Origin of the sequence: Dysgonomonas sp. UBA7710, assembly GCF_002482385.1 — a bacterium.
Classification (GTDB): domain Bacteria; phylum Bacteroidota; class Bacteroidia; order Bacteroidales; family Dysgonomonadaceae; genus Dysgonomonas.
Genome location: NZ_DLFW01000039.1, coordinates 41,197 through 64,069 on the forward strand (window position 1 = coordinate 41,197; position 22,873 = coordinate 64,069).

15 protein-coding genes are annotated in these 22,873 nt (G+C 42.5%); 6 read left to right on the forward strand and 9 right to left on the reverse strand.

Going from position 1 to position 22,873, the window contains the following annotated elements; translation table 11 throughout:
* The 3 genes from B3317_RS12170 to B3317_RS12180 all read left to right on the forward strand — a co-directional run bounded on the left by B3317_RS12170 (nt 1) and on the right by B3317_RS12180 (nt 5,493).
* On the forward strand, nt 1-2,472 hold the full coding sequence (locus B3317_RS12170) for a bifunctional UDP-N-acetylmuramoyl-tripeptide:D-alanyl-D-alanine ligase/alanine racemase (RefSeq protein ID WP_291111872.1): 2,472 nt from the start codon (nt 1-3) through the stop codon (nt 2,470-2,472).
* A gap of 242 nt (nt 2,473-2,714) precedes the next feature.
* Nucleotides 2,715-3,173, forward strand: a complete 459-nt coding sequence (locus tag B3317_RS12175) for a hypothetical protein (RefSeq protein ID WP_291111874.1) — start codon at nt 2,715-2,717, stop codon at nt 3,171-3,173.
* Nucleotides 3,174-3,279: 106 nt separating this feature from the next.
* Nucleotides 3,280-5,493, forward strand: a complete 2,214-nt coding sequence (locus B3317_RS12180; protein WP_291111877.1) for a TonB-dependent receptor — start codon at nt 3,280-3,282, stop codon at nt 5,491-5,493.
* 51 nt (nt 5,494-5,544) lie between these two features.
* On the opposite strand, the gene B3317_RS12185 is transcribed toward B3317_RS12180, so the two are convergent.
* The 6 genes from B3317_RS12185 to B3317_RS12210 form a co-directional block, all read right to left on the reverse strand.
* Nucleotides 5,545-6,237 (reverse strand): DNA alkylation repair protein, encoded by a 693-nt coding sequence (locus B3317_RS12185; RefSeq protein WP_291111880.1) that lies wholly within the window; start codon nt 6,235-6,237, stop codon nt 5,545-5,547.
* 1 nt (nt 6,238) lies between these two features.
* On the reverse strand, nt 6,239-6,538 hold the full coding sequence (locus tag B3317_RS12190; protein ID WP_291111883.1) for a Dabb family protein: 300 nt from the start codon (nt 6,536-6,538) through the stop codon (nt 6,239-6,241).
* A gap of 23 nt (nt 6,539-6,561) precedes the next feature.
* Nucleotides 6,562-7,014 (reverse strand): hypothetical protein, encoded by a 453-nt coding sequence (locus B3317_RS12195; protein WP_291111886.1) that lies wholly within the window; start codon nt 7,012-7,014, stop codon nt 6,562-6,564.
* A 77-nt stretch (nt 7,015-7,091) separates the two neighbouring features.
* Nucleotides 7,092-8,378 carry an Nramp family divalent metal transporter gene (locus B3317_RS12200; protein ID WP_291111889.1) on the reverse strand — a complete coding sequence of 429 codons (1,287 nt, stop codon included), beginning with the start codon at nt 8,376-8,378 and terminating at the stop codon, nt 7,092-7,094.
* Between the two features lie 579 nt (nt 8,379-8,957).
* On the reverse strand, nt 8,958-10,346 hold the full coding sequence (locus tag B3317_RS12205) for an MFS transporter (protein WP_291111892.1): 1,389 nt from the start codon (nt 10,344-10,346) through the stop codon (nt 8,958-8,960).
* Nucleotides 10,343-11,053 (reverse strand): type 1 glutamine amidotransferase, encoded by a 711-nt coding sequence (locus B3317_RS12210; RefSeq protein WP_291111894.1) that lies wholly within the window; start codon nt 11,051-11,053, stop codon nt 10,343-10,345. Before B3317_RS12210 ends, B3317_RS12205 begins: the two co-directional genes overlap by 4 nt.
* A gap of 233 nt (nt 11,054-11,286) precedes the next feature.
* Between B3317_RS12210 and zupT the strand changes: the two genes are divergently transcribed.
* The 3 genes from zupT to B3317_RS12225 all read left to right on the forward strand — a co-directional run bounded on the left by zupT (nt 11,287) and on the right by B3317_RS12225 (nt 18,788).
* Complete coding sequence (zupT, locus tag B3317_RS12215) at nt 11,287-12,081, forward strand: zinc transporter ZupT (RefSeq protein WP_291111897.1); 795 nt, start codon at nt 11,287-11,289, stop codon at nt 12,079-12,081.
* 154 nt (nt 12,082-12,235) lie between these two features.
* Entirely contained in the window at nt 12,236-17,800 is a 5,565-nt protein-coding gene (locus B3317_RS12220) for an alpha-2-macroglobulin family protein (protein WP_291111900.1), read from the forward strand.
* Between the two features lie 133 nt (nt 17,801-17,933).
* A complete protein-coding gene (locus B3317_RS12225) occupies nt 17,934-18,788 on the forward strand; it encodes a hypothetical protein (protein WP_291111903.1) in 855 nt (284 codons plus the stop codon).
* A gap of 260 nt (nt 18,789-19,048) precedes the next feature.
* Here the strand turns inward: B3317_RS12225 and B3317_RS12230 are convergent, their stop codons facing one another.
* The 3 genes from B3317_RS12230 to fbp all read right to left on the reverse strand — a co-directional run bounded on the left by B3317_RS12230 (nt 19,049) and on the right by fbp (nt 22,314).
* Nucleotides 19,049-20,245 (reverse strand): MFS transporter, encoded by a 1,197-nt coding sequence (locus B3317_RS12230; protein ID WP_291111905.1) that lies wholly within the window; start codon nt 20,243-20,245, stop codon nt 19,049-19,051.
* Between the two features lie 428 nt (nt 20,246-20,673).
* Nucleotides 20,674-21,225, reverse strand: a complete 552-nt coding sequence (locus B3317_RS12235; protein ID WP_291111907.1) for a YcxB family protein — start codon at nt 21,223-21,225, stop codon at nt 20,674-20,676.
* Nucleotides 21,226-21,282: 57 nt separating this feature from the next.
* Nucleotides 21,283-22,314, reverse strand: coding sequence for a class 1 fructose-bisphosphatase (gene fbp / locus B3317_RS12240; protein WP_291111910.1), 1,032 nt, complete (start codon nt 22,312-22,314; stop codon nt 21,283-21,285).
* Between the last annotated feature and the right edge of the window lie 559 nt (nt 22,315-22,873).

A 22,873-nucleotide genomic window follows, 5' to 3' on the forward strand; every position in this document is an offset into this window, starting at 1 on the left:
ATGAAATATTCCATTCATAAAATAGCCAAAATACTTGATGCTATTGCTTCCGACCTGAATGATGCGGATATAAGCATATTACTGACTGATAGCAGACAGGTGTTTTATCCGGCCGAAACATTATTCTTCGCCTTATCCACGAAGAATAACGACGGGCACAAATACATCAATGAACTGTATGAGCTTGGTGTCCGCAACTTTGTTGTTTCGCAGATACTTCCCGATTGGGAGAATTATCAGGATGCGAATTTCCTTGTAGTAACGAATACCTTGACCGCATTGCAGCGTATTGCGGCATATCATCGCAATCAATTCGATATACCTGTTATTGGTATAACAGGTAGTAATGGAAAAACTGTAGTGAAAGAATGGTTGTATCAGATACTTCACCAGGACTTTAATATAACCCATTCACCCCGTAGTTACAATTCCCAGATAGGCGTGCCTCTGTCGGTGTGGCAAATGAACGACCATACGCAACTCGGTATTTTTGAAGCAGGGATTTCCCAGCCGGAAGAAATGTCGAAACTGGAGGCGATTATCCGTCCCACTATCGGTATTCTTACCAATATCGGGCAAGCCCATCAGGAAGGCTTTAAATCCATGAAGCAGAAATGCTTGGAGAAACTGGAATTGTTTATCAACTGCGATGTTATCATTTGCGAAGAGGAAAATGAACTGATAGATGAATGTATGGAAATTGCATGCCTCTCGCATAAACGGTTGACATGGTCACGCCGAGGTTCAAGCAAGAGCCCGCTGTATGTTATGAAAATAGAGAAGCAGGAAAAATCAACTACTATTCATTATTCTGTTCTGGGTATGGCGTCTAAGCTGACGATTCCTTTTTCTGACGATGCTTCTATCGAAGATGCTATCCATGTTCTGGCTACAGCTTTCTATCTTCATATGTCACTTCCGGATATAAATGGACGTATGGCTACTCTCGAACCTGTAGCGATGCGGCTCGATGTACGTCAGGGGAAAAATAATTCTACCCTGATTAATGACTCGTACAATTCGGATATCAATTCCTTGAATATAGCTTTGGACTTTCTGGTACAACGTGCTACCGCCAATGAACAGAAAAAGGTACTTATCATATCCGATATTCCGCAATCAGGGCTTATTCTGCGAGAACTGTACTATCTGGCTGCCAATTTGGTTTTGAATAAGAAAATAGACCTTCTGATAGGTATAGGACAGGAGATATCAGATCATAAAGAGATGTTTAAAGATACCGAAAGTCTGTTCTTTAATACTACCGAAGACTTTATACACTCCAACATCTGGCACGATTTCCACGATATGTTCATACTGTTGAAAGGGGCGAGAAGTTTCTCTTTCGAGAGTATAAACAAGCTGTTGGAAGTGAAGACTCATGAAACCGTATTGAATATAGATTTGGATGCTATTGTCCACAACTTTAAGTTCTATCGGTCTAAACTGAATCCGAAAACAAAGATGATCTGTATGGTTAAGGCTGATGGATATGGCACAGGCTCGTCCGAGGTTGCTAAAACACTCCAGTACCATAAATGTGATTATCTTGCTGTGGCTGTTGCCGAAGAAGGCGTAATTCTGCGTAAACAAGGGATAAAAGTTCCTATTATAGTTCTCAATTCGGAAGTCGGAGGTTTTGAGGAACTCGCCACGTATTCTTTAGAACCAGAGGTATATAATTTCAGAATACTGGATGCTTTTATCAAAGAGGCTAAATTGCAGGGTATCACCAATTACCCGATACATATAAAAATAGATACGGGTATGCACCGCCTTGGATTTACAGAAGAGGACATACCAGAATTAATGGATCGCGTCAAAGGGCAGACCGGTGTACGGATACAATCTGTATTCTCTCATCTGGCTGCCAGTGAAAGCTGGAACTTTGATGATTTCACCCTCCAACAGATCAAGACATTTAAGAAGATAGCCGGAGAAATTGAAGAGAGTTGTCATTATCCGGTGATGAAGCATATTCTCAATTCGGCAGGAATAGAACGTTTCCCGGAAGAACAATTGGATATGGTACGCTTGGGTATCAGCTTGTATGGAGTCAGTGCCAGTGGCTTGAACGGGCTTCGCAATGTATGCACGCTGAAAACCACTATTTTGCAGATAAAGCACATTAAGGCCGGAGAAACCGTTGGTTACGGGCGTAAGGGGCATTTCGACCACGATGCTACAATAGCCACTATCCGGATCGGTTATGCCGATGGTATCAGCCGTCAGTTTGGGAATGGTGTAGGGGTTGTCCTCGTTAACGGGCATCAGGTCTCTATTGTAGGTAACATATGTATGGACCTGACAATGATAGATGTTACAGGTATAGAAGTTAAAGAAGGGGATATTGTTACTATCTTCGGAGAAAATCTTCCGGTGACCGATTTGGCAAAAAAAATAAATACGATCCCTTACGAAATATTTACATCGATATCCAACAGGGTTAAGCATATATATTATAAAGAATAATCGGCTTTTCTCTTGAAGGGCAGGATGGCGAAAAACTGACAAAGTTGACAACTTTTGTATACTTTTTATTTATCAATTTTTAAATACAATTACAATTTTTCAAAGAGCTATAAGCTAATAGCTAAAGGCTGCTCTATTTATAGATAAACTTATTTGGAAGAAATATGTTAAATAGGTAGGCTTCTGCTAAAACTTCTTAAAAACGTATCTGTTATATAAAAATAATTACCTTTGTAGTTGAAATGAAAAAGTTTGGTCAGACACTTATATTATTGATTGCTGCCGCAACTGTATTTTTCACAGGCGCAGGAGTGACAATTATGAACTACTGCTGTACTACTTGCAGTGGCCAGACTCTTTTTATGACCGAGCAACATATATGCTGTGCACAGGCTAGTCAAACTGAAGAAGTTTCAGGCTGCTGTTCCGTTAAAGACACAGCACATCACGATACGTGTGAAACTTCGTTTAAACGTGAGGCACATTGTTCGGCATCCCGGTTGTCTATAGATATAGATGCCTCATCATTCCGTCCTCAGGTGGCGATTCCTTTTGTATGGGTCTCGGATGCTTCATTGGCTGTTACTTCGAATGTTTTGCCCGAAAAGGTAGAATATACGGATGAATATGCTCAGTTTGAATCACCACCCGAAATTCCTCCGAGGGATTACCTGTCCCTTATCAGGGTACTTATCATTTGATTTTTCTACGTTAGTTATGTTTACAGGATATTTAGATAATCCTGTACCTGATACTTTGTACTTACCACTAAGTACTTCTTAACTCATTACTAATAAAGAGAATCAAATGAAAACGATAAAACTATTTATAATATTAATACTTCTTCCCACTCTGGCTTTCAGTAAAGACATACTGAAAGGATATGTTTATGACGCTCAGAAACAGCCCTTGATAGGCGCCAGCGTACATTGGGAAAATTCCAAAACAGGTGTGATCACAGATGAAAAAGGCTACTTTGAAATAAGCGGTACGCCCCATAAAGATCATATGCTCGAAGTGAACTATATCGGCTTTAAAAGTAAGGTCGTTCATATTCATGATTTTGCGGATATGCAGGATATAACACTGGATGAAGATAATGAACTGGGCGAGGTCATTATAGAAAAGACCCCTCCGGGAACTATTAAGTCCCGCACCAGCCTCTTGAATACCGAGAAGATAACAACCAAGGAACTGCATCGTGCCGCATGTTGTAATCTTTCCGAAAGCTTTGAGACCAACCCCTCGGTAGACGTATCGTTCAGTGATGCTGTGACAGGGGCAAAGCAAATCCAGCTTTTAGGCTTGGCGGGAACATATGTACAGACCCTTACCGAGAACTATCCGAACTTTCGCGGGCCGGCTTCTATTTATGGTTTGGATTATATTCCGGGCCCGTGGATGGAAAGCATACAGATATCCAAAGGAGCAGCATCTGTGAAAAACGGCTATGAATCTATTACCGGACAAATGAATGTGGAATACAAGAAGCCTAATAGCGCCGATCCTCTCAGTCTGAATCTGTTCGCGAGTGACGCAGGCCGGTATGAAGGAAATGCGGATGCAGCCTTTATATTGAATGATAAACTGAATACAGGTGTATTCCTTCATTATTCGAATGAGTCGGCTTCACATGATGATAATGACGATAGTTTCCTGGATGCCCCGAAGAAACATCAGTTTAATCTGATGAACCGCTGGCATTATATGTCGGGACGCTATGCTTCTCAATTTGGCGTGCGTTTTGTGCAGGATTACCGTACCAGCGGACAGACAATGCATACCCTGACTCCTTCGTCCCTGAATAAGGATAATCCTTATGAGATAACCGTGAATGCAAACCGTGGAGAGTTTTATACAAAGAACTCTTATATTGTCGATGAAGAAAGAAATGGCAATGTGGCACTGATATTCACAGGATCATATCACGACCAGAAATCACAGTATGCAGCCAATAAATATAATGTGTACGGTAACAACCTGTATGCCTCATTGATGTATGAAACCGGGCTTGGAAAGGAGCATCAGTTAAGCGCAGGTCTCAGTATGAACTGGGATAAATACAGCCAGTCCATATATCTGGCGCAGCCTATTACCAATCAGCCGGATCAGGAAACTACAACAGGCGGTTATCTCCAGTATACTTTCAACAAGGATGATAAGTTTATCGCGCTGGCAGGTCTGCGTACCGATTACAGTTCCCTGCATGACAAAATGTTTGTAACGCCGCGCCTGCATCTGAAATATATGCCAGTAGAATGGCTGAACATGAGAGCTTCGGCAGGCAAAGGCTACCGGACTGTATTTGTTATGCCGGAGAATAGTTTCTATCTGGCCAGTAGCAGAAAGATAGAGATAGCCGATAATCTGAAGCAGGAATCGGCATGGAACTACGGTACAAGCATATCTTTCCATATCCCGGTCAAAGGCGAAGAGCTTACTATTTCCGGAGAATGGTACCGTACCGACTTCGATAATCAGGTAGTAACAGACGTGGACAGCAACCCTCATGCAGTACAATTCTATAACCTACAGGGCAAATCATACGCCAATAGTTTTCAGGTAGAGGCATCCTATCCCTTATTCAAAGGCTTCAATATACTCGGAGCTTACCGTTGGACAAACGCGAAGACGAATTATGGCGGCAAGCTGATGAAGAAGCCCCTTGTCAGTGATTACAAAGCATTGGCTACTGCTTCATATGAAACTCCTTTAAGGAAATGGGTATTCGACCTCACTGCCCAATTTAACGGTGGCGGACGTATGCCTACTCCCGATGCAGCAAATCCGCTGTGGGATACCAGGTTCGATTCGTTTACTATCCTGAATGCTCAGATTACCAAGAACTTCCGAAACTGGAGTGTATATGTAGGTGCGGAAAATATAACTGACTTCAGGCAGAAGAATCCTGTCATATCTTCCGAAAATCCATTCGGAGATGATTTTGATGCTACAATGGTCTGGGGCCCTACAATGGGGCGTAAGTTCTATGCCGGCCTGAGATATACTATAGGGAAGTAAACGAGCCCCCTCCCGGCCTCCCCCTTGGGGAGGTGTCCGGTATAGAGTCTCTCATGAAGCCCCTCCTTCGGAGGGGTTGGGGAGGCTATAATACTCAAATTCGAAAGCCAGACTATTATATGCTTCTTGCTTTATCAAGTTGCTATCGTCTTTATATATAGATAGCTTGTCCAGTATTATACCGGCTTCCGTTTTCGATTGCCTTCCTGTATGTTTCAATGCCAACGACGCAGCATTGCGAAGAAACATATTATCTGAAATAACATCATTCCATATAAAGGTATAATCATTTGCAGACTGTTTGCCGGTTTTCTTTATTAGAAACAGGCGGGCAAGAAGCCAATAGCCTGTTGTGCGGATACTCTCGTCTTTGTTGTTACCCCATTCCAAAGCCAGTTTGCCGGCAAAAGGAAGGATTTGTAATAGATTAAGGGAAAGTTGCTCCCTTATCTCCTGATTCGGAATCTCAGTAACCCATTTATTGGCAACGACCTCTGTAAAGTTATCAGCAGGATAGAGGAGAGTCGCCAGTATTTTTAGTTCACGGGTATCTTCTTTCCAGAGTGTTTCAGCTAGCTCTGCATCAGGTTTGTAACGGCCCGATAACTCTTTTATCTGCTGGATATTCAGCCCGAAATTCACTTTGTAAGATATGCCCCGCTGCCGCATACTGGTAGATGCAATACCGTTCATGGCTTTGCGGCAACGCTGACGGATATCCCTTATTATTTCTTCTTGTTGCATTTTATCCCTCGTAATCTACCGCTTTTCTGTCCATAACCGCTTCCCTGATAAACGGAAGGACTGCCTGATGCAGGGGATGATTCTGATAGATATCCAGCGCTTCTTTGCTTGATAACTCGGAATAGAGTACTACATCGAAATTCCCTCCTCCCAGAAAATCGATACCGACTTCTATTTTTAATAAGCCGTCGATCTTTCCGCTCAGGGCTTCCAGTTTTTCTTTTACCAGTCCGGCATTAGTTGCTTTGTCGTTTCCGTGGGCCTCGTCTTTGAGCTTCCACATTACAATATGCTTGATCATTATAGTTGAATTTTGTTTTATGGTTATTTAATATAGTCTTCCGGCATCAGTTTTACTTCCGCGAAAAGCTTTCCGTCCATTGTGTAATATGCATATATCAATGTCATTTTATCATCTTTGAACATATCCAGATCTTTTCCTTTAGTGCTTTGCAAAGCAAGGGTGAGAGCAGGCTTTGTATTTCTTACAAATTCTTCGGCCGTAACAGCCGGAGTCTGAGTAAATGTATAGTAATACTTGAACTCATTTTTAGATACCGCTTCCGCTTTGTCCATCCTGATACCTCCGGGTAGCGGCATCGGCATGCTCTTATTCGTTTCTTCGGCCAGCTTTACAAATTTAGATTTTGGAGCTTCTGCTTTATTTTCTGTTTTCACCGTTTCGGCCGGGGTTTCTGTTTTTGCCTTCGGTCCGCAACTTGTCGATACTCCTGTTATCAGAGTATAGCAAAGGATAAATAATATAATCTTTTTCATATGCTTCTATTTTATAAAATGGGATAGGATTACGGCCTTAAAGATAGGTATTTGGTAATAAAGTAGCAATCTTATCCTTATAATTTGATGTCTGTAAAAAAACTTGCGAGTAAAAGTATGTTGAGGAATGTTACAATAGATGCTATACCGTACAGCCATATCTTAGTCCGTAACGAATTCGCGTATTTACCCATTACCTTTTTCGATGACGTGAGCCGGACTTGTAAAAAGACGGTAACAGGAAGCTGCATACTCAGTATTGCCTGCGATATAATCAGCCCTTTGAACGGGTCGCCTATCATAAATATTATAAGTAAAGCTGTGCCTAAGGAAATAAGTATTCCCATGCGGGAGTGTATGTCTTTTATATTGTATGGTTCGTTGTACATCCCTGCAAAGATAGAGCCGGCGGCGATACCCGATGTCATGGATGACGATATTCCGGCCAGCAACAGCGCGACAGCAAATATAACAACGGCATTACTGCCCAACAAGGGTTGCAGAAGAGAATGCGCCTGCTGCAAATCATCGACAACTATTCCCTGTTTGAAAAAAGTAGATGCGGCCAGCAATATCATGGCGCTGTTTATTGCCCAGCCGATAAGCATCGAAAAAAACGTATCGAAAAACTCGTATTTCAGTTGTTTCTCCATCACTTTTTCGTCTTGCAGGTTCCATTGGCGGCTCTGTATAACTTCCGAGTGCAGGAACAAGTTGTGTGGCATCACTACGGCTCCGAGTACACTCATGATTATCAGCATACTCCCTTCCGGTACAGACGGTACGACCCATGCTTTTGCCGCCTCACCCCATTCAATATCAACAAGGAACAGTTCGTATATAAAGGAAAGCCCAATCATGGAAACAAAGAAAATGATATAGCGTTCTATCTTCTTATAGGAATTGGAGAACATCATTATAAATACAAAGACCGCGACAAATACTGCCCCTATTTTAACGGGTACATCAAACAGCATATTCAAGGCTATTGCCCCTCCCAGAATTTCGGCCAGTGATGTGGAAATGGATGCACCGATCGCAGACCAGAGTACAATGCGTGAACCGGTCTTCGGCAAATATTTATTTGCGGCTTCCGATAGGCACAATCCTGTAACAATCCCCAGATGGGCGACATTATGCTGTAAAATAATCAGCATTATGGTGGATAGTGTAACCACCCACAATAGAGCGTAGCCGAACTCTGACCCCGCCGCAAAATTTGAGGCCCAGTTACCGGGATCAATAAAGCCAACGGTAACCAGAAGTCCTGGTCCGATATATTTCAATACCTCAAGAAGTCCCGATTTCTGTTTGGGATTGATTGTATTATAATCTTTTTTTATCTTCTTAAACAGGTTTTTCATTTTCTTTCTCCACCTATTATTTTTTTATTCTGTGTTTAAAAATCCTTTGTAAATATGCAAAAGGTAACAGGGATATCAGTTAACAGTTATCAGTCATCAGTTAACAACTTGTATCCCGTATCTCATATAACTTTCAACTTATTACTCAATACTTACTACTCGTTAAAAGGTAACAAAGGTAACAGTTTCTTAGCCTTTGTGCCCTTTGTGATTCCCTTCGTGTACTTAGTGGTTGAAAACTCTTTACCACAAGGGGCACAAAGATTTACACAAAGAACATTATACAAAAAGTAACAAAGGTAACAGATATATCAGTTAACAGTCAACAGTTAACAGTCAACAGTCAACAGTTAGCAGTTAACATCTTGTATCTCGTATCTCGTTTACTCGTATCTTGTTTACTTGTAACTTGTAACTGCCCGCAGGGCGCAGTAACTTGTAACTGTTAAAAGGTAACAAAGGTTACACCTTTTCATTCATTTGCTAATATGCTAATTTACTAATCATTTTTTCAAAGAACTATAAGCTAACAGCTAAATGCTATTGGCTATATACATAGATAAACTTTCCGGAATGCCTTTACACATCTTTCTTCTTCCTATCCCTTGCCGACGAGGCGTATACTCCGAATAAACATAATACCAGACAAATAACAAATGTTATCCGCATACTGCCGATAAATTGAGACGACAGGGCAGGGGACATCTTCACATTTCCTATCATTATCGAAATAGCCATAATAGCGATACCCATACTGAATGCCTGCCCCGTGAGACGCATTGTTCCCATAGTGGCCGAGGCCAGGCCGTAATGTTTCTTCTCTACCGAACTCATAATGATATTGGTATTCGGTGAAGAAAAAATACCGAATCCCAGTCCTAATAATATAAGTATGCCTCCCAGATAATATAAGTTGGTAGTTTCGGTTATAAAACATAATCCGACCAATCCTACAGCTATAATTCCCATACCTAGTGTTGCCAGAAATGTCGCGGACATCTTGTCCGACAGACTTCCCGATTTAAGAGAAGCTACCGCCTGTATCACCGATTGCACGATAAGTATCAGTCCGGCATCGCGGGGCGACAGACCACGCACATATTGCAGATAGAGACTGAGCATAAAGGATATGGCAAAAGTTGCCGAATAGTTGATTAGTGCCGAGAGGGAAGATAAACGGAATACCCTGTTGTCGAGGAATACCCTGATATTGAATACGGGGAATTCCTGCTTTTTCTCATATACAGCAAAGCAAAGGATAACAACGATACCGATGCCGATAAAAATGAATCCGCTGACATGTGGAAGTTCCGAAAAACCATAGATCAAAGATGAAAGAGCCACGGCAAATAATATAGCCCCGACAGTGTCGAATGTACTTTTCCCGTCTTCCTTCCAGTCGTCTTTAATTATCAGTATGCCGCCGACAGCCACAATCAGACTGAGAGCCGCCGATACAAAGAATATGCTGTGCCAGTTGAAATACTGGGTAAGTATTCCTCCTATAAACGGACCGGCCGCGAGGGAGAAATATACGGCCGCGGCAATCATACCCAGTGCTTTTCCGCGTTTTTCGGCGGGAACAGATGAGGTCAGTATGGCTGTGCTTGTGCCGAACATCATCGCGCTGCCCACTCCGGCCAGAAAGCGGTATATGATAAGGCTTGTACCCGTAGAGGCAAAGCCGCTTAAAACAGAAAATACAGTAAGCACAATGACGCCCCATACAAAAACCTTCCTGCGGCCTATCATATCGGCGATACGCGCGCAGGGTATCTGAAGTATGGCCGTAGACAGCATATAGGAAGTCGGTACCCATCCGGACATGACGGCATCAAGAGATAAATCGCTGTTTATATATGGTAAGGCCAGGTTCAGAGCCGAACCCATGAATGGAACCAGAGAGGCCGACAGGCAGATGATGAATATCAGCGCGCCTGTGCCTGTATTACGTGTTTTCTGTGTCATATATTTTCAATAAACTTGTCCATCGCGGATTTTATCATCCGGTTGCATTCCTCTATATAATGAGTATTATTTCGTATATAATTTTCTGTCTGAATGTATTTTCCGTCCGTTAGTTCGTCTAATCCGTTGTCCAGCATTTCCGCATAACTTTTTTCTGTCACTTCGAAATGAAATTGCAAAGCCAGAACATTGTCCTTGTACAAAAATGCCTGATTCTTACACGCTTCACTCGAGGCCAGCAACTTTGCGTTAACAGGAAGGTCGAAGGTATCTCCATGCCATTGGAAAACGATTGGTGATTTATCCTTAGAAGCGAATAAGGCTTGCGCCTGGGTATCGGTGAGAGTAACAGGCAGCCAGCCTATTTCTTTTTCCTTGTTCGGATATACTTTCGCCCCTAATGCATTGGCTATGATTTGTGAACCCAGACAAATACCCACAACAGTCTTGTCTGCATTTATAGCCTCCTTCACAAATGCTTTTTCTTCTTTCAGCCACGGATATTTATCCTCTTCATATGTGCCCATAGGGCCTCCCATAATGATGAGAAGGTTGAATTCCGACAAATCGGGAAATTCGTAGTCTTCGTACATTTTGGTTGTGGAAAGGGTAAAATTGTTTTCATCTATCCATGTTTCAATATATCCGAGCCCTTCGAAAGGGACATGTTGTATAAAATGGACTCTGTAATTACTTTTATTTGCCATAGAGATAGTATATGTTATTTTATAAGAATGTATTTAAGCCGCGGGAGCAAAAGCAAAATTTATTTTGATTATTCCGGGTCACGAAAACGCTTAATGTAATTGAACTCATAAAATTATCAAATTGTTTATACTTAAAAGAAATTTAATCGGATATTCTTCATTTCATCCTGTAAATCTTTGTTCTACCTCATAACAATCCCTTATCTTTGCAATCTTAACGTTTCAGAAGAATAATGACCGAACAGAATATACTACTTGCATTTATACTTACAGCTATTGCGGGGCTATCGACTGGTATAGGCAGTCTTATAGCGCTGATTGCCAAACATACGAATACAAAATTCCTGTGTGCATCTCTGGGCTTTTCGGCAGGTATAATGTTGTATGTCTCATTTATGGAGATGATGCCGCAAGGTAAACTGGAACTGGTATCGGTCTATGGTGAAAAAATGGGAATGCTCTATCTCATACTTGCTTTCTTTGCCGGCATTGCCCTCATAAATATGATTGACTTTGCAATTCCCAAGTCATTAAATCCACATGAGATTCAAGGTGTCGAAGATATGGATAAAAAACGTTCTCTGAAACGTACTGGCATTGTTGTCGCCCTTTCCATTGCCATACATAATTTCCCCGAAGGTATCGCGACTTTTACGTCTGCGCTTGGCTCCCTCGATGTTGCCATACCCATAACTATCGCTATTGCCATACATAATATTCCCGAAGGTATTGCTGTCGCCGTACCTATCTATCACGCTACGGGCAGCCGCAAAAAAGCATTCTGGCTATCGTTCGCTTCCGGGTTGGCCGAACCTTTCGGTGCGTTGATCGCATATTTCTTCCTGATGCAGTTCTGGACACCCGCTATGAATGGGATTATTCTTGCTGCCGTGTCGGGAATTATGGTATTTATCTCCCTCGACGAATTGCTGCCTAGTGCCGAGAAGTACGGAAAACACCATATTTCTATCATGGGATTGGTAGCAGGTATGCTGGTAATGGCTTTTAGCCTGTATTTGTTTGTGTAGTTAATAAATTACATGAAGCCATATGGCCATTTCGTCACCGGAAAAGGCAACTTCCTACAATTACTCCTTTTAGCCTTCTGCTAATCGCAAATATTCTTTTATATTTGTGAATTAGTATATAATAAAATCGCATCGGACACAAATAAATATAACTATGAAAAAAAATCTTTTCCTCATCCCTGTTTTTCTTTTATCGTGTCTTTTTATAGTGAATTCATGTAAGAAGGGCGGTACCCGTGAAATTAATTCCGAGTTTGCAAAATACATTGCAGCATTCACCTACGGAAAAGTTTCATCTTCTTCCGAAATACAAATCGAGTTGACGCAGGATATTCCGACTGTGGAATTGAATAAGGAAATCGATCAGAAGCTGTTTGAATTTTCTCCGTCAATAAAAGGGAAAGCTTACTGGTCAAGTTCCCGCACCATAAAATTCATCCCTGATGCCGGAGAACTGAAGCAGGGTCAGGAATACGAAGCCTGGTTCAAACTGGATAAGGTGCTGAAAGTAGAGAGCGAGTTTAAAGAATTTTATTTTCATTTCCATATTCCGGAACAGAATTACAGTGTCAGCCTGATGCCATACTCTCCTATCAAAGAGACTGACCTTAAATGGAACGCTGTGCAGGGAACCATATTGCTGGCCGATGATGCGCAGCTTGATAATGTAACTAAAATGTTTTCACTATCGGGCGGAGATAAGGCCAAAGACGCGAAGATAAAGATTACTCCGACTGAAACAAAAGGGCGTTTCAGCCTTTTAGTAGATAGCCTATACCGGGACAATTCAGATATTGAATATACGCTTCATGTAAAAGGGGATGCCATAGGATTGAAGAAGAACGAAGATATAAAGATCGTCATTCCTAAAATATCACAGTTTGAAGTAATAGATGTGGGTATGGAATACGATCCGCAGGAGTGTATTCGCGTTACATTCAGTGATCCGTTGTCCCTCAATCAGAATATACAGGGGCTGGTTAAACCCGGTACCGTAGAAAGTTTCTCATTCGATATAGACAGGAATGTGTTGAGGTTATATCTGGATAAAACAACCCGGGGATCGAGTGTCGAGCTCAAGATATTCAAGGAAATAAAGAGTGTGGCGAATATGCGCCTCAAGGACGATTATACTTACAGTGTCAATTTCCGGAAAAATAGTCCGGAGATAAAAATGGTGGGTTCGGGAAATATTCTCCCTAATTCCGATAACCTTATAATTCCGTTTCAGGCAGTCAATCTATGGGCAATAGACGTAAAAGTGATTAAGATATTCGAAAATAATATATTGGGCTATCTGCAAGCCAACGATTTTGGCGAGAGTGATGAGTTGAAACGCTTCGGCCGTCTTATATTAAAGAAACGTATTCGTCTGGACGAAGATCCTACAATGAAACTCGAAGAGTGGAACAACTTCTCCCTCGATTTGGCTACAATGATTAAGCAAGATCCGGGAGCTGTCTATAAGGTGGAATTTTCGATGAAGAAGGAATATTCATTATTCCCTTGTGGCGGCATAACTCCTCAGATACCCGAAGAGGCCAGTCTCGAACGATTCGATAATAAACTGACCGAAGAGGACGAAGCCCAATGGGACAGGCCGGGATATTACTATTCCGATGACTGGGATTGGGATAATTACAACTGGGCTGAAAGAGAGAACCCGTGCGACCCTACATTCTATATGAATAAGACGTATAGTTGTGTGGTGCTGGCATCTAATATAGGGATAACAGCAAAACTGGGAGCCGATAAGAAAATGTTTGTCGCGCTGACCGATATTCTTACCACTAAACCCATATCGGGCGGAGTAGTAGATATCTATAATTATCAGATGCAGCGGATAGGTAGCGGAAAGACTGATGGAGACGGATTCGCCGATATAGACTATAAAGGTGGCGTGCCATTTGTCGTAATTGCTTCTCGCGAGAAGGAAAAAGGCTACTTGAAAGTAACTTCAAATCTTTCCCTTTCATTGAGTAATTTCGATGTAAGCGGTAAAGAAATAAAGAAAGGACTGAAAGGTTATATCTATGGCGAACGCGGTGTGTGGCGTCCGGGAGATTCCATATTTGTAACGTTCATTTTGGAAGATAAGGCCAAGACCCTGCCGAAAGAACATCCGGTATCACTCGAACTTTATACTCCTCGCGGGCAAATGGCCCAACGATATACAGCTACTTCGGGCAAGGATGGCTTTTATCCGTTCCGTATGGCTACGGATGCCAATGCTATTACCGGTAACTGGCAGGCAAGAGTGAAAGTGGGAGGTGTTACATTCTATAAAACATTAAAGATAGAGACGGTGAAACCAAACCGCCTGAAAATCCGTCTCGATGTAGGCGATATGATTAATGCCGGTTCAGGCTCATTCTCCGGTTCATTATCTTCACAATGGCTGCATGGCGCTCCGGCTGTAAATCTGGCGGCTAAAGTGGAGATGACGTTGAGTTCGGCGCGCACACCTTTCAAGGGGTATGAGCAATATGCGTTTAATAATCCCGCGTCAAACTTTGCTTCGGATACATATACCGTCTTCGATGGCAGGCTGGATGCTTCCGGCAATGCGACTGTAAGGGCGAATCTTCCTCAGGCGGCAAGTGCACCGGGAATGTTGAGGGCCAATATTGTTTCGCGTGTTTTCGAATCGGGAGGCGATGCCAGCATATATACGCAGACTGCGGCTTATTCTCCGTTTTCGGCTTATATAGGAATTAAATCTCCGACCGACACTCAATACGGATGGCTGGAGACCGATAAGGACAATATGATAGATATCGTTACCCTTACACCTGAGGGTAAGCCTCTCAACCGGTCTGATCTGGAGGTCAAGATATATAAACTCGACTGGTACTGGTGGTGGAATTCCAACGATAATTTATCTTCGTATGTAAATAACACATCTACAAAAGTTATCCTCGACCAGACCATCTCTACTTCAGGAGGGGGAAAAGCGAAAGTGAAGTTCCGTGTCGATTATCCTGAATGGGGACGCTATCTGATTATGGTAACCGATGGACAGGGAGGGCATACATCAGGCCGTTTGTTATATGCCGACTGGCCGTCGTGGCGTGGCCGTTCCGATAAGCAAGACCCTAGCGGACTGACAATGCTTTCGTTCACAACGGATAAACAATCATATAAGGTAGGGGAAACAGTTACCGTCATCCTTCCTAAGAGTTCTGACGGACGGGCTTTGCTAAGCCTGGAAGATGGTTCCCGCATCATTTCCCGTGAATGGGTAACCACCACGGCCAAAGAAGATACCAAACACACATTCAAAGTAACTGAGGAGATGGCGCCTAATTTCTACATCTTCGCCAGCCTGTTCCAGCCTCATGCGCAGACGGATAATGACTTGCCTATCCGCATGTATGGCGTACTGAATATAAATGTAGAAAACAGCGAGACCAAATTGTCTCCTGTAATAACGATGCCTGACGAGTTACGTCCTGAAAAAGAATTTACTGTGTCCGTATCTGAAAAGAACGGCAAAGATATGACCTATACTCTTGCCATTGTAGATGAAGGATTACTCGATCTTACTTCGTTCCGCACGCCGGATGCATGGGATGAATTCTATTCCCGTCAGGCTCTGGGTGTCCGCACATGGGATATGTTCGATATGGTGGTAGGTGCCCAAACAGGAAAGTTGGGGCCACTATTGAGCATAGGAGGGGACGAAGCACTGAAGCCGGGTAATAATACAATGAGCCGTTTCAAACCGGTAGTGAAATATCTGGGGCCTTATACGCTCGGAGGAGGTAAAAAGGATACGCACAAGATAACCTTACCTCCGTATTTTGGTTCGGTTCGCGTGATGGTTGTTGCCGGAAATGCAAAGGGGGCGTATGGCAACGCAGAGAAGGCAGTCCCTGTTCGCAATCCGTTGATGATACTATCTACCTTGCCGCGCGTGGCAGGGCCTGATGAAGAAATACTTCTTCCTGTCAATGTATTCGCAATGGATAAGAAGATAAAGAATGTAAGTCTGACAGCACAGTCTACAGGCCTGTTCCAGTTCACAGAGGGAACTTCCAAATCGGTAACATTTACCCAGACAGGCGACAAGATGGTTTATTTCAAAGTGAAAGTAGGGAAGAAGACCGGGTTTGAAAAGATAGTAGTCAAAGCTACAGGTAATGGAGAGTCGGCAACAGAAACAATTGACATAGAAGTGCGGAATCCGAATCCGCCGGTACTGTTATCTTCTCAGGCATTGGTTCCTGCTAATGAGACTGCTGAACTGGAGATCGCTTTCGAATCGTTGCGAAGCGAAGATTGGGCAAAGATGGAGGTATCGCGTATGCCGGGAGTGGATCTGAACAAGAACCTGTCTTACTTGCACGATTATCCTCACGGATGTTCCGAACAGGTGACATCCAAGGTATTCCCGCTGTTGTATGTACAGGCATTCCGTCCATTCTCCAATAAAGAAAAGGATGTGATAGACAACAATATAAGAGAAGGGATAAGGATGATAACCTCACGTCAGCTGATGGATGGAGGTATCGCGTACTGGCCGGGTAATACCGTGCCGAACGAATGGGTAACGACTTATGCGGGGCATTTTCTTGTCGAAGCCCAGCGGGCAGGGCGTGATGTGCCGGCATCGGTACTGGCAAAATGGAAGCAGTTCCAGAAAAAGGCTGCCCAGACATGGAACAGGGCAGATCTTTATACTTCTTATTACAGCAATTCGATGGCCGATCTGCAACAGGCATATCGCCTGTACACGCTTGCCCTTGCCGGAGAACCGGAACTGGGAGCTATGAACCGTCTGAAAGAAATGAGTGGGTTGTCGGCACAGGCACGCTGGCGGCTGTCCGCGGCTTATGCACTTGCAGGTAAAAAGGACGCAGCGAATCAGTTGATAACCAATCTTAGCGATCAGGTCAGCCCTTATTCATTCAATAATAATACTTACGGTAGTTCATCTCGTGATATGTCGATGATAATGGAAACATACCTGCTGCTGGGAAGAACCGAAAAAGCGCTGGCTCTGTCATTTAAGGTGTCGGAAGCCCTGAGCGGCGGATATATCACTACTCAAACGGCAGCTTACGGGCTGATAGCGATGTCGAAGCTCGCCGAAAAAATGGGTAAAGGTGTTATCTCCTATGAATGGGAACTGAACGGGGTGAAACAGACAACGGGAAATTCCGGAGAGGTCTTTCAGGAAGTGGTTGTTAAGCCACAGGAGAAAGTACATGTTTCCATCAAAAACAAAGGACAGGGGCAAATCTTCGTTCGTTTGCTTGGGCGTACTCAGCCGATTGTAGACAATACTCCGGCTCAGAGTAACGGGACGAACCTGTATGTGAAGTATGTGGATGAGAACGGTAAGGAGATAGATGTCACTTCTCTGAAGCAGGGTACGGAGTTCTTTGCCAACGTAATCGTACAGAATATATCGGGACAATATCTGACTGATATGACCCTGAGTCAGATATTCCCTTCGGGATGGGAGATATTCAATACCCGTCTGTTCAACGAAGCGGATAGCAGGACGGCCGGTTCGTTCAATTATCAGGACATAAGAGATGACAGGGTATATACCTATTATAATATCGGTTCCGGTTATTCGTCTTCGTTCCGCATCAGGTTGCAGGCCGCGTATTGTGGCAGGTTCTACCTCCCTGCGATAAGTAACGAACCTATGTATAATCCGTCGGAGCAAAGCCGTACCACCGGCCGCTGGGTAGAGGTGAAACAATGATTAGCAGATTAGCAAATGGTGCGGAGCGACAAAACTGAAAGCTCCTATCTTGTCTACTCGTAACTCGTAACTAAAAATAGGGTATTTATCAAATAAATACCCTATTTTTGTACCCTATAATAACGCAACATCAATGAAGAGAGCAGTCTGTACATTCGGCAGCTATTATTTAACCGAAGGTTTCCCCCGTTTCAGGAAGATGTGCGAAAGCATGGATATATTCGATGATATCCATACCGTTTGCGAGAAAGACCTGGACAAAGACTTTTGTAAACGCTGGGGCAGATACCTTATACCTTATTCCCGGGGATTCGGTTATTGGTGTTGGAAGCCCTATTTCATCCTTAAAATACTCGAAGGAATGCAGGATGGCGATGTGCTTCTCTATTCTGATATTGGTTGCTATTTCAACCCTAAAGGACGGGAGCGGCTGTTGGAGTATTACGATATGGTGGAGAACACCCCGACAGGTATTCTCGGTGTTAAGAGTCAGGAAGTGGGCTATAATGGCATGCCCGAAACACTCTATTATGAATACGAGTGGACTAAAGGAGATGTCTTTGCCTATTACAATGTATATGACGACAAGACATACACTCATACTCCCCAGTTCGAATCCACAATCATTTTCTTTAGGAAAAGCCCTCTGGTGATGCAGTTTGTAAAAGACTGGTATCAGGCTTATCTGGACGATTATAGTCTGGCCACCGATTCCCCTTCACGTGTACCGAACTTGCCGGGCTTTAAAGAGAACCGGCACGACCAGAGCATCTATTCCATTCTGGGGAAGAAATACGGTATAGCCGGGATTTCTACAAACGAGATTTTCCAACGGGACTGGTCTCTGTTGGATAACTATCCCATACAGGCCCGCCGCGATAAATATTATACCAGCAAGTACCACTACAAGCACCGTTTCAGGTTGAGGAAATTCTATCGCAGGATATGGGGGGTGAAATACTGGTTCAAGGACTTATTCAACAATTAACACGACTTACATGAAGAGAGTTTTATGCACATTCGGCAATTATCCCATGTTCAAGGGAGCGTAACTATACAGGGAATCCGCTGCGAGCCTGAATGTTTTCGATGAAATTATTACCTATAACGATAAAGACCTCGATACTGACTTCAAGAAGAAGTAGGGGAGGTATCTGATTCCTTATTCCCGTGGATTCGGTTACTGGTGCCGGAACCCCTATCTGGTATCGCAGACACCGTAAAAACGGACAGAAAAACTGTAACTGCTTACATCTTGTATTTAGTTTTGTTGCATAACAGCATATGTATGGATAAACAAAGCAGGATAAGCAGGCTGCCGACGCTCACAACACCATTCCATCCGTAGTATTGCCAAGCTATCCCGCCGAGGAATGTGCCTGCAGAGCCTCCAATGAAATAGGATACCATGTACACAGTGTTCAATCTGTTGGAAGCCTCCGGATGGGTAGAAAAAACGATGGTCTGGTTGGTGACATGCATTCCTTGTAATCCCATATCAAGCAGGATAATACCGGCAATCAGTCCGATATAGGTATTTCCGGAGAAACCGAATATCCCCCACGACAAAAGCATCAGGAGGCAAGCAATAAAGATTATCTTATTCTTGTTTATTTTTCCCGATACAGAGCCCGTAACCGATGCAGCCAATACGCCTACTATCCCGACAAGACCCAGCGAACCCGCGACATCACTTCCCTGAAAGAACGGAGCTTGTTCGAGCCTGAAAGTAAGGGTAGTCCAGAACATGGAAAATGAGCCAAAGCCTAATGCACCCCGTAAGGAGGCTAGTCTGAGGCTGGGAATTTCTTTTGTATAACGGAATATAGAGCCCATTAATTGACTATAAGTCCCTTTAAAGGTCGGTTGCATATTAGGTAACAGCCATGCGATGAGGATACCCAGCACAACCATCATTCCGGCAGCAATGTAAAACACTTCACGCCAGCCGAGATACTCGCCCAGCAGACCGCTGAAGACACGTGAGGCCAGTATGCCGATAAGCAGGCCGCTCATTACTATCCCTACATTTCTGCCTTTTTCTTCGGGTGCGGATAACTGGGCGGCTATGGGTACGAAGATTTGTGGTACGACGGATGTGAGCCCGATGAAAAAACTGGCGGTAATCATTACTGACAGTGATTTGCTAAAAGCAAAAATCAGTAATGAAAGAATAATAAAGATAAAGTCTGTCAATACTATCTTTTTCCGTTTGAACATGTCACCTAACGGGATTATGAGCAGAAGTCCTGCTGCATAACCTATCTGGGTAAACATGGCCACTCTGCTGGTGGCGGCTTCGGATTCACCAAACTCTTTGGCTATCATTCCCAACAAAGGCTGGTTGTAATAGTTATTTGCTACAACCAGTCCGGCTCCGACTGCCATGAGCCAAAGCGTACTCTTTGTAAGATACTGTTTATTTTCGTCGTTAGATAAAACCATTTTCTAATGTATTCTTAAAAGGTGACAAAAGTAACACTATTTACAGTTAACAGTAAACAGTTAGCAGTCAACAGTGGTCAACAACTTATATCCCATATCTTGTCTGCTTGTGACTTTACACAAAAGGTGACAAAAGTAACAGAAATATCAGTTAACAGTCAACAATTAGAACTCCTTTATACTTATTACTCAATACTTACTACTTTGAAAAGGTAACAGAGGTAACAGTCTTTTATCATTTTCTATTTTTGGCACTTCACTTTTGGCTCCGCCGATTTTCAATTCGTTTTTCACTTTTCGTTTTTCACTTTTCACTTACTGCAATCTTTCAAAGAGTTATATATGTATATAGATAAAGTTTCCGGATAAGTATAATATATGTAAGTAACTATAATCTATGATGAAATATTTTCAATAAGCTCACACCCTTATTTCCATTTCCAATTCAGGTCTTCAACAAAAGATACCGGATTATTCTCTTTATATCGTAATAATTGCATCCTTACCTCCTCTGTATTATTGATTCGGTGTTTAGGAATTATAATGCTTACCTGGCGGCTCGTCACAATAAAGAAATAATACTCCGTTTCAGTTATAACATCCATTTCATTTACACTAAAATGACGATGCCCCTTCTTTGTTTCAATTTCTATAATGTCATTTCCCAACAAAAGTTTTGTATTATAAGGGAATTCTACCCGCATGCTTTCAGGTATATGCTTCCGATACATTCGCTTATAAAACCAGACCGACCACCATGGATAAATAATAAAAAAGAGAACAGATGACCCCAGAAAAAAATAGGAGAGCAGGCGATAGCCTTCATCAAAAAACAATAAAAGCCCGCACAGGAGCGACAGACCTATCATTCTGTATTTCTCTTTTCTACGCTGTTTTATTTGCATCTCGTCCTTCGATGCAAAATACAATTGAAGTTGAAGTAAATCTTCCTCGCCGAGTTCGTAATTCAATTCTAACATTGATAAGCTATATAGAAAAACTCCCATTGTTTTATAACTGACAATGGGAGCTTTATATTATTGCTGTTTCTTTTCCTTTACTTCTGCCTGAGCAATAAAGTCTTTCAATTTCTCCACCATATTCGAACTTCCGCAATAGAATGGTGTGCGCTGATGAAGTTCGGTAGGCTGCAACTCTAATATACGGTTTACACCATCTGTCGCACTACCTCCGGCCTGTTCGGTAATGAAAGCCATTGGGTTGCACTCATACAGCAGCCTCAGTTTTCCTTTTGGCGATTTATGAGTAGACGGATAAAAATAGATACCCCCGGTAATCAGATTACGATGGCAATCGGATACCAGACTGCCAATATACCGGGCAGAATATGGACGGTCTTCCTTCTCTTCCTGGCAATATTTGATGTAATCTTTTACTCCTTGCGGAAAATGCACGTAGTTACCTTCATTCACAGAATATATCTTTGCATTTTTAGGACATCTCATATTGGGATGCGACAGATAGAAACTGCCTATAGCCGGATTCAGCGTAAACCCGTTTACCCCGCGTCCGGTTGTATATACTATCATGGTAGATGTGCCATACAGGATATATCCTGCTGCTACCTGATTGACCCCCGGCTGGAGAAAATCTTCCATTGTCACGGGCGATCCTATTGGCGAAATACGCCGATAGATGGAGAATATAGTCCCCACAGATACATTTACCTCGATGTTCGAAGAGCCATCCAAAGGGTCCATCAATACCACATATTTATTGTTATGTCCTTCGTCCAGCCCTTGTATGGTTATAAAATTGTCATTCTCTTCCGAAGCAATACCACAAACAATTTCCCGGTTAACCAACGTTTGTATAAATACATCATTGGCATATACATCCAGTTTTTTCTGTTCTTCGCCTTGTACATTCACATTACCGGCTGCACCAAGTATATCTACAAGTCCGGCTTTATTCACCTTATAGCTTACTACTCTGGCAGCAAGTAATATAGAGTTCAAAAGACGGGAAAGTTCACCTGTAGAGTACCTGAAATCCTCTTGTCTTTCAATGATAAACTCGTCGAGAGTTTTTCTTGCGATATTCTTCATACTATTAAATGCATTAGTTATGTTATTAATGCTTCAAAGATAATGATTATTTATATTGTTTAGCGGCTTCTTATATAAGGTTTATTTATTATCACATAAATACCGTCTATAGCATCTGTAATCGGATTTATATTGTTTTCCCCATATTTTCCGGCACCTGATTTTAATTAATTGAATTAGTAACCAAAGGGCATGGTATATGACAAAACAATCAGAAATCAAATCATTGCTGTGGAATGCAATCTTGATTTTTTGTACTTTTTGGTTAGGCAAAAGTTAATAATGCGAATCAATAGTTGAGTTTTAACATTCGTTTTTTTAATCATATAAGCATTCTTTGTAAAAACTTTTATCTTTCAGTTTATGCTTGCTGCGTCCTCCCGGGCTTGCCTTTCCTTTTGCCCAAAGCCCCAAAAGGAACACACGCAATCTCTGATTACGCGTAGCAGAAAACAATCCAGCATTAAAACTCAACTACAGACAGATCACTTTTGTTTGGAGATGCACGAAAGGTTTCAATAGTATGCGTATATATACATCCACGATAATTCGGGTGGCG

Coding starts and splice junctions, on each gene's coding strand:
- zupT (WP_291111897.1), top strand. CDS start 11,287: ATGACCGAACAGAATATACTACTTGCATTTATACTTACAGCTATTGCG.
- B3317_RS12185 (WP_291111880.1), bottom strand. CDS start 6,237: ATGCAACAAGAAGAAATAATAAGGGATATCCGTCAGCGTTGCCGCAAA.
- B3317_RS12170 (WP_291111872.1), top strand. CDS start 1: ATGAAATATTCCATTCATAAAATAGCCAAAATACTTGATGCTATTGCT.
- B3317_RS12235 (WP_291111907.1), bottom strand. CDS start 21,225: ATGTTAGAATTGAATTACGAACTCGGCGAGGAAGATTTACTTCAACTT.
- B3317_RS12180 (WP_291111877.1), top strand. CDS start 3,280: ATGAAAACGATAAAACTATTTATAATATTAATACTTCTTCCCACTCTG.
- B3317_RS12230 (WP_291111905.1), bottom strand. CDS start 20,245: ATGGTTTTATCTAACGACGAAAATAAACAGTATCTTACAAAGAGTACG.
- B3317_RS12190 (WP_291111883.1), bottom strand. CDS start 6,538: ATGATCAAGCATATTGTAATGTGGAAGCTCAAAGACGAGGCCCACGGA.
- B3317_RS12220 (WP_291111900.1), top strand. CDS start 12,236: ATGAAAAAAAATCTTTTCCTCATCCCTGTTTTTCTTTTATCGTGTCTT.
- B3317_RS12205 (WP_291111892.1), bottom strand. CDS start 10,346: ATGACACAGAAAACACGTAATACAGGCACAGGCGCGCTGATATTCATC.
- B3317_RS12225 (WP_291111903.1), top strand. CDS start 17,934: ATGAAGAGAGCAGTCTGTACATTCGGCAGCTATTATTTAACCGAAGGT.
- B3317_RS12200 (WP_291111889.1), bottom strand. CDS start 8,378: ATGAAAAACCTGTTTAAGAAGATAAAAAAAGATTATAATACAATCAAT.
- B3317_RS12210 (WP_291111894.1), bottom strand. CDS start 11,053: ATGGCAAATAAAAGTAATTACAGAGTCCATTTTATACAACATGTCCCT.
- B3317_RS12175 (WP_291111874.1), top strand. CDS start 2,715: ATGAAAAAGTTTGGTCAGACACTTATATTATTGATTGCTGCCGCAACT.
- fbp (WP_291111910.1), bottom strand. CDS start 22,314: ATGAAGAATATCGCAAGAAAAACTCTCGACGAGTTTATCATTGAAAGA.
- B3317_RS12195 (WP_291111886.1), bottom strand. CDS start 7,014: ATGAAAAAGATTATATTATTTATCCTTTGCTATACTCTGATAACAGGA.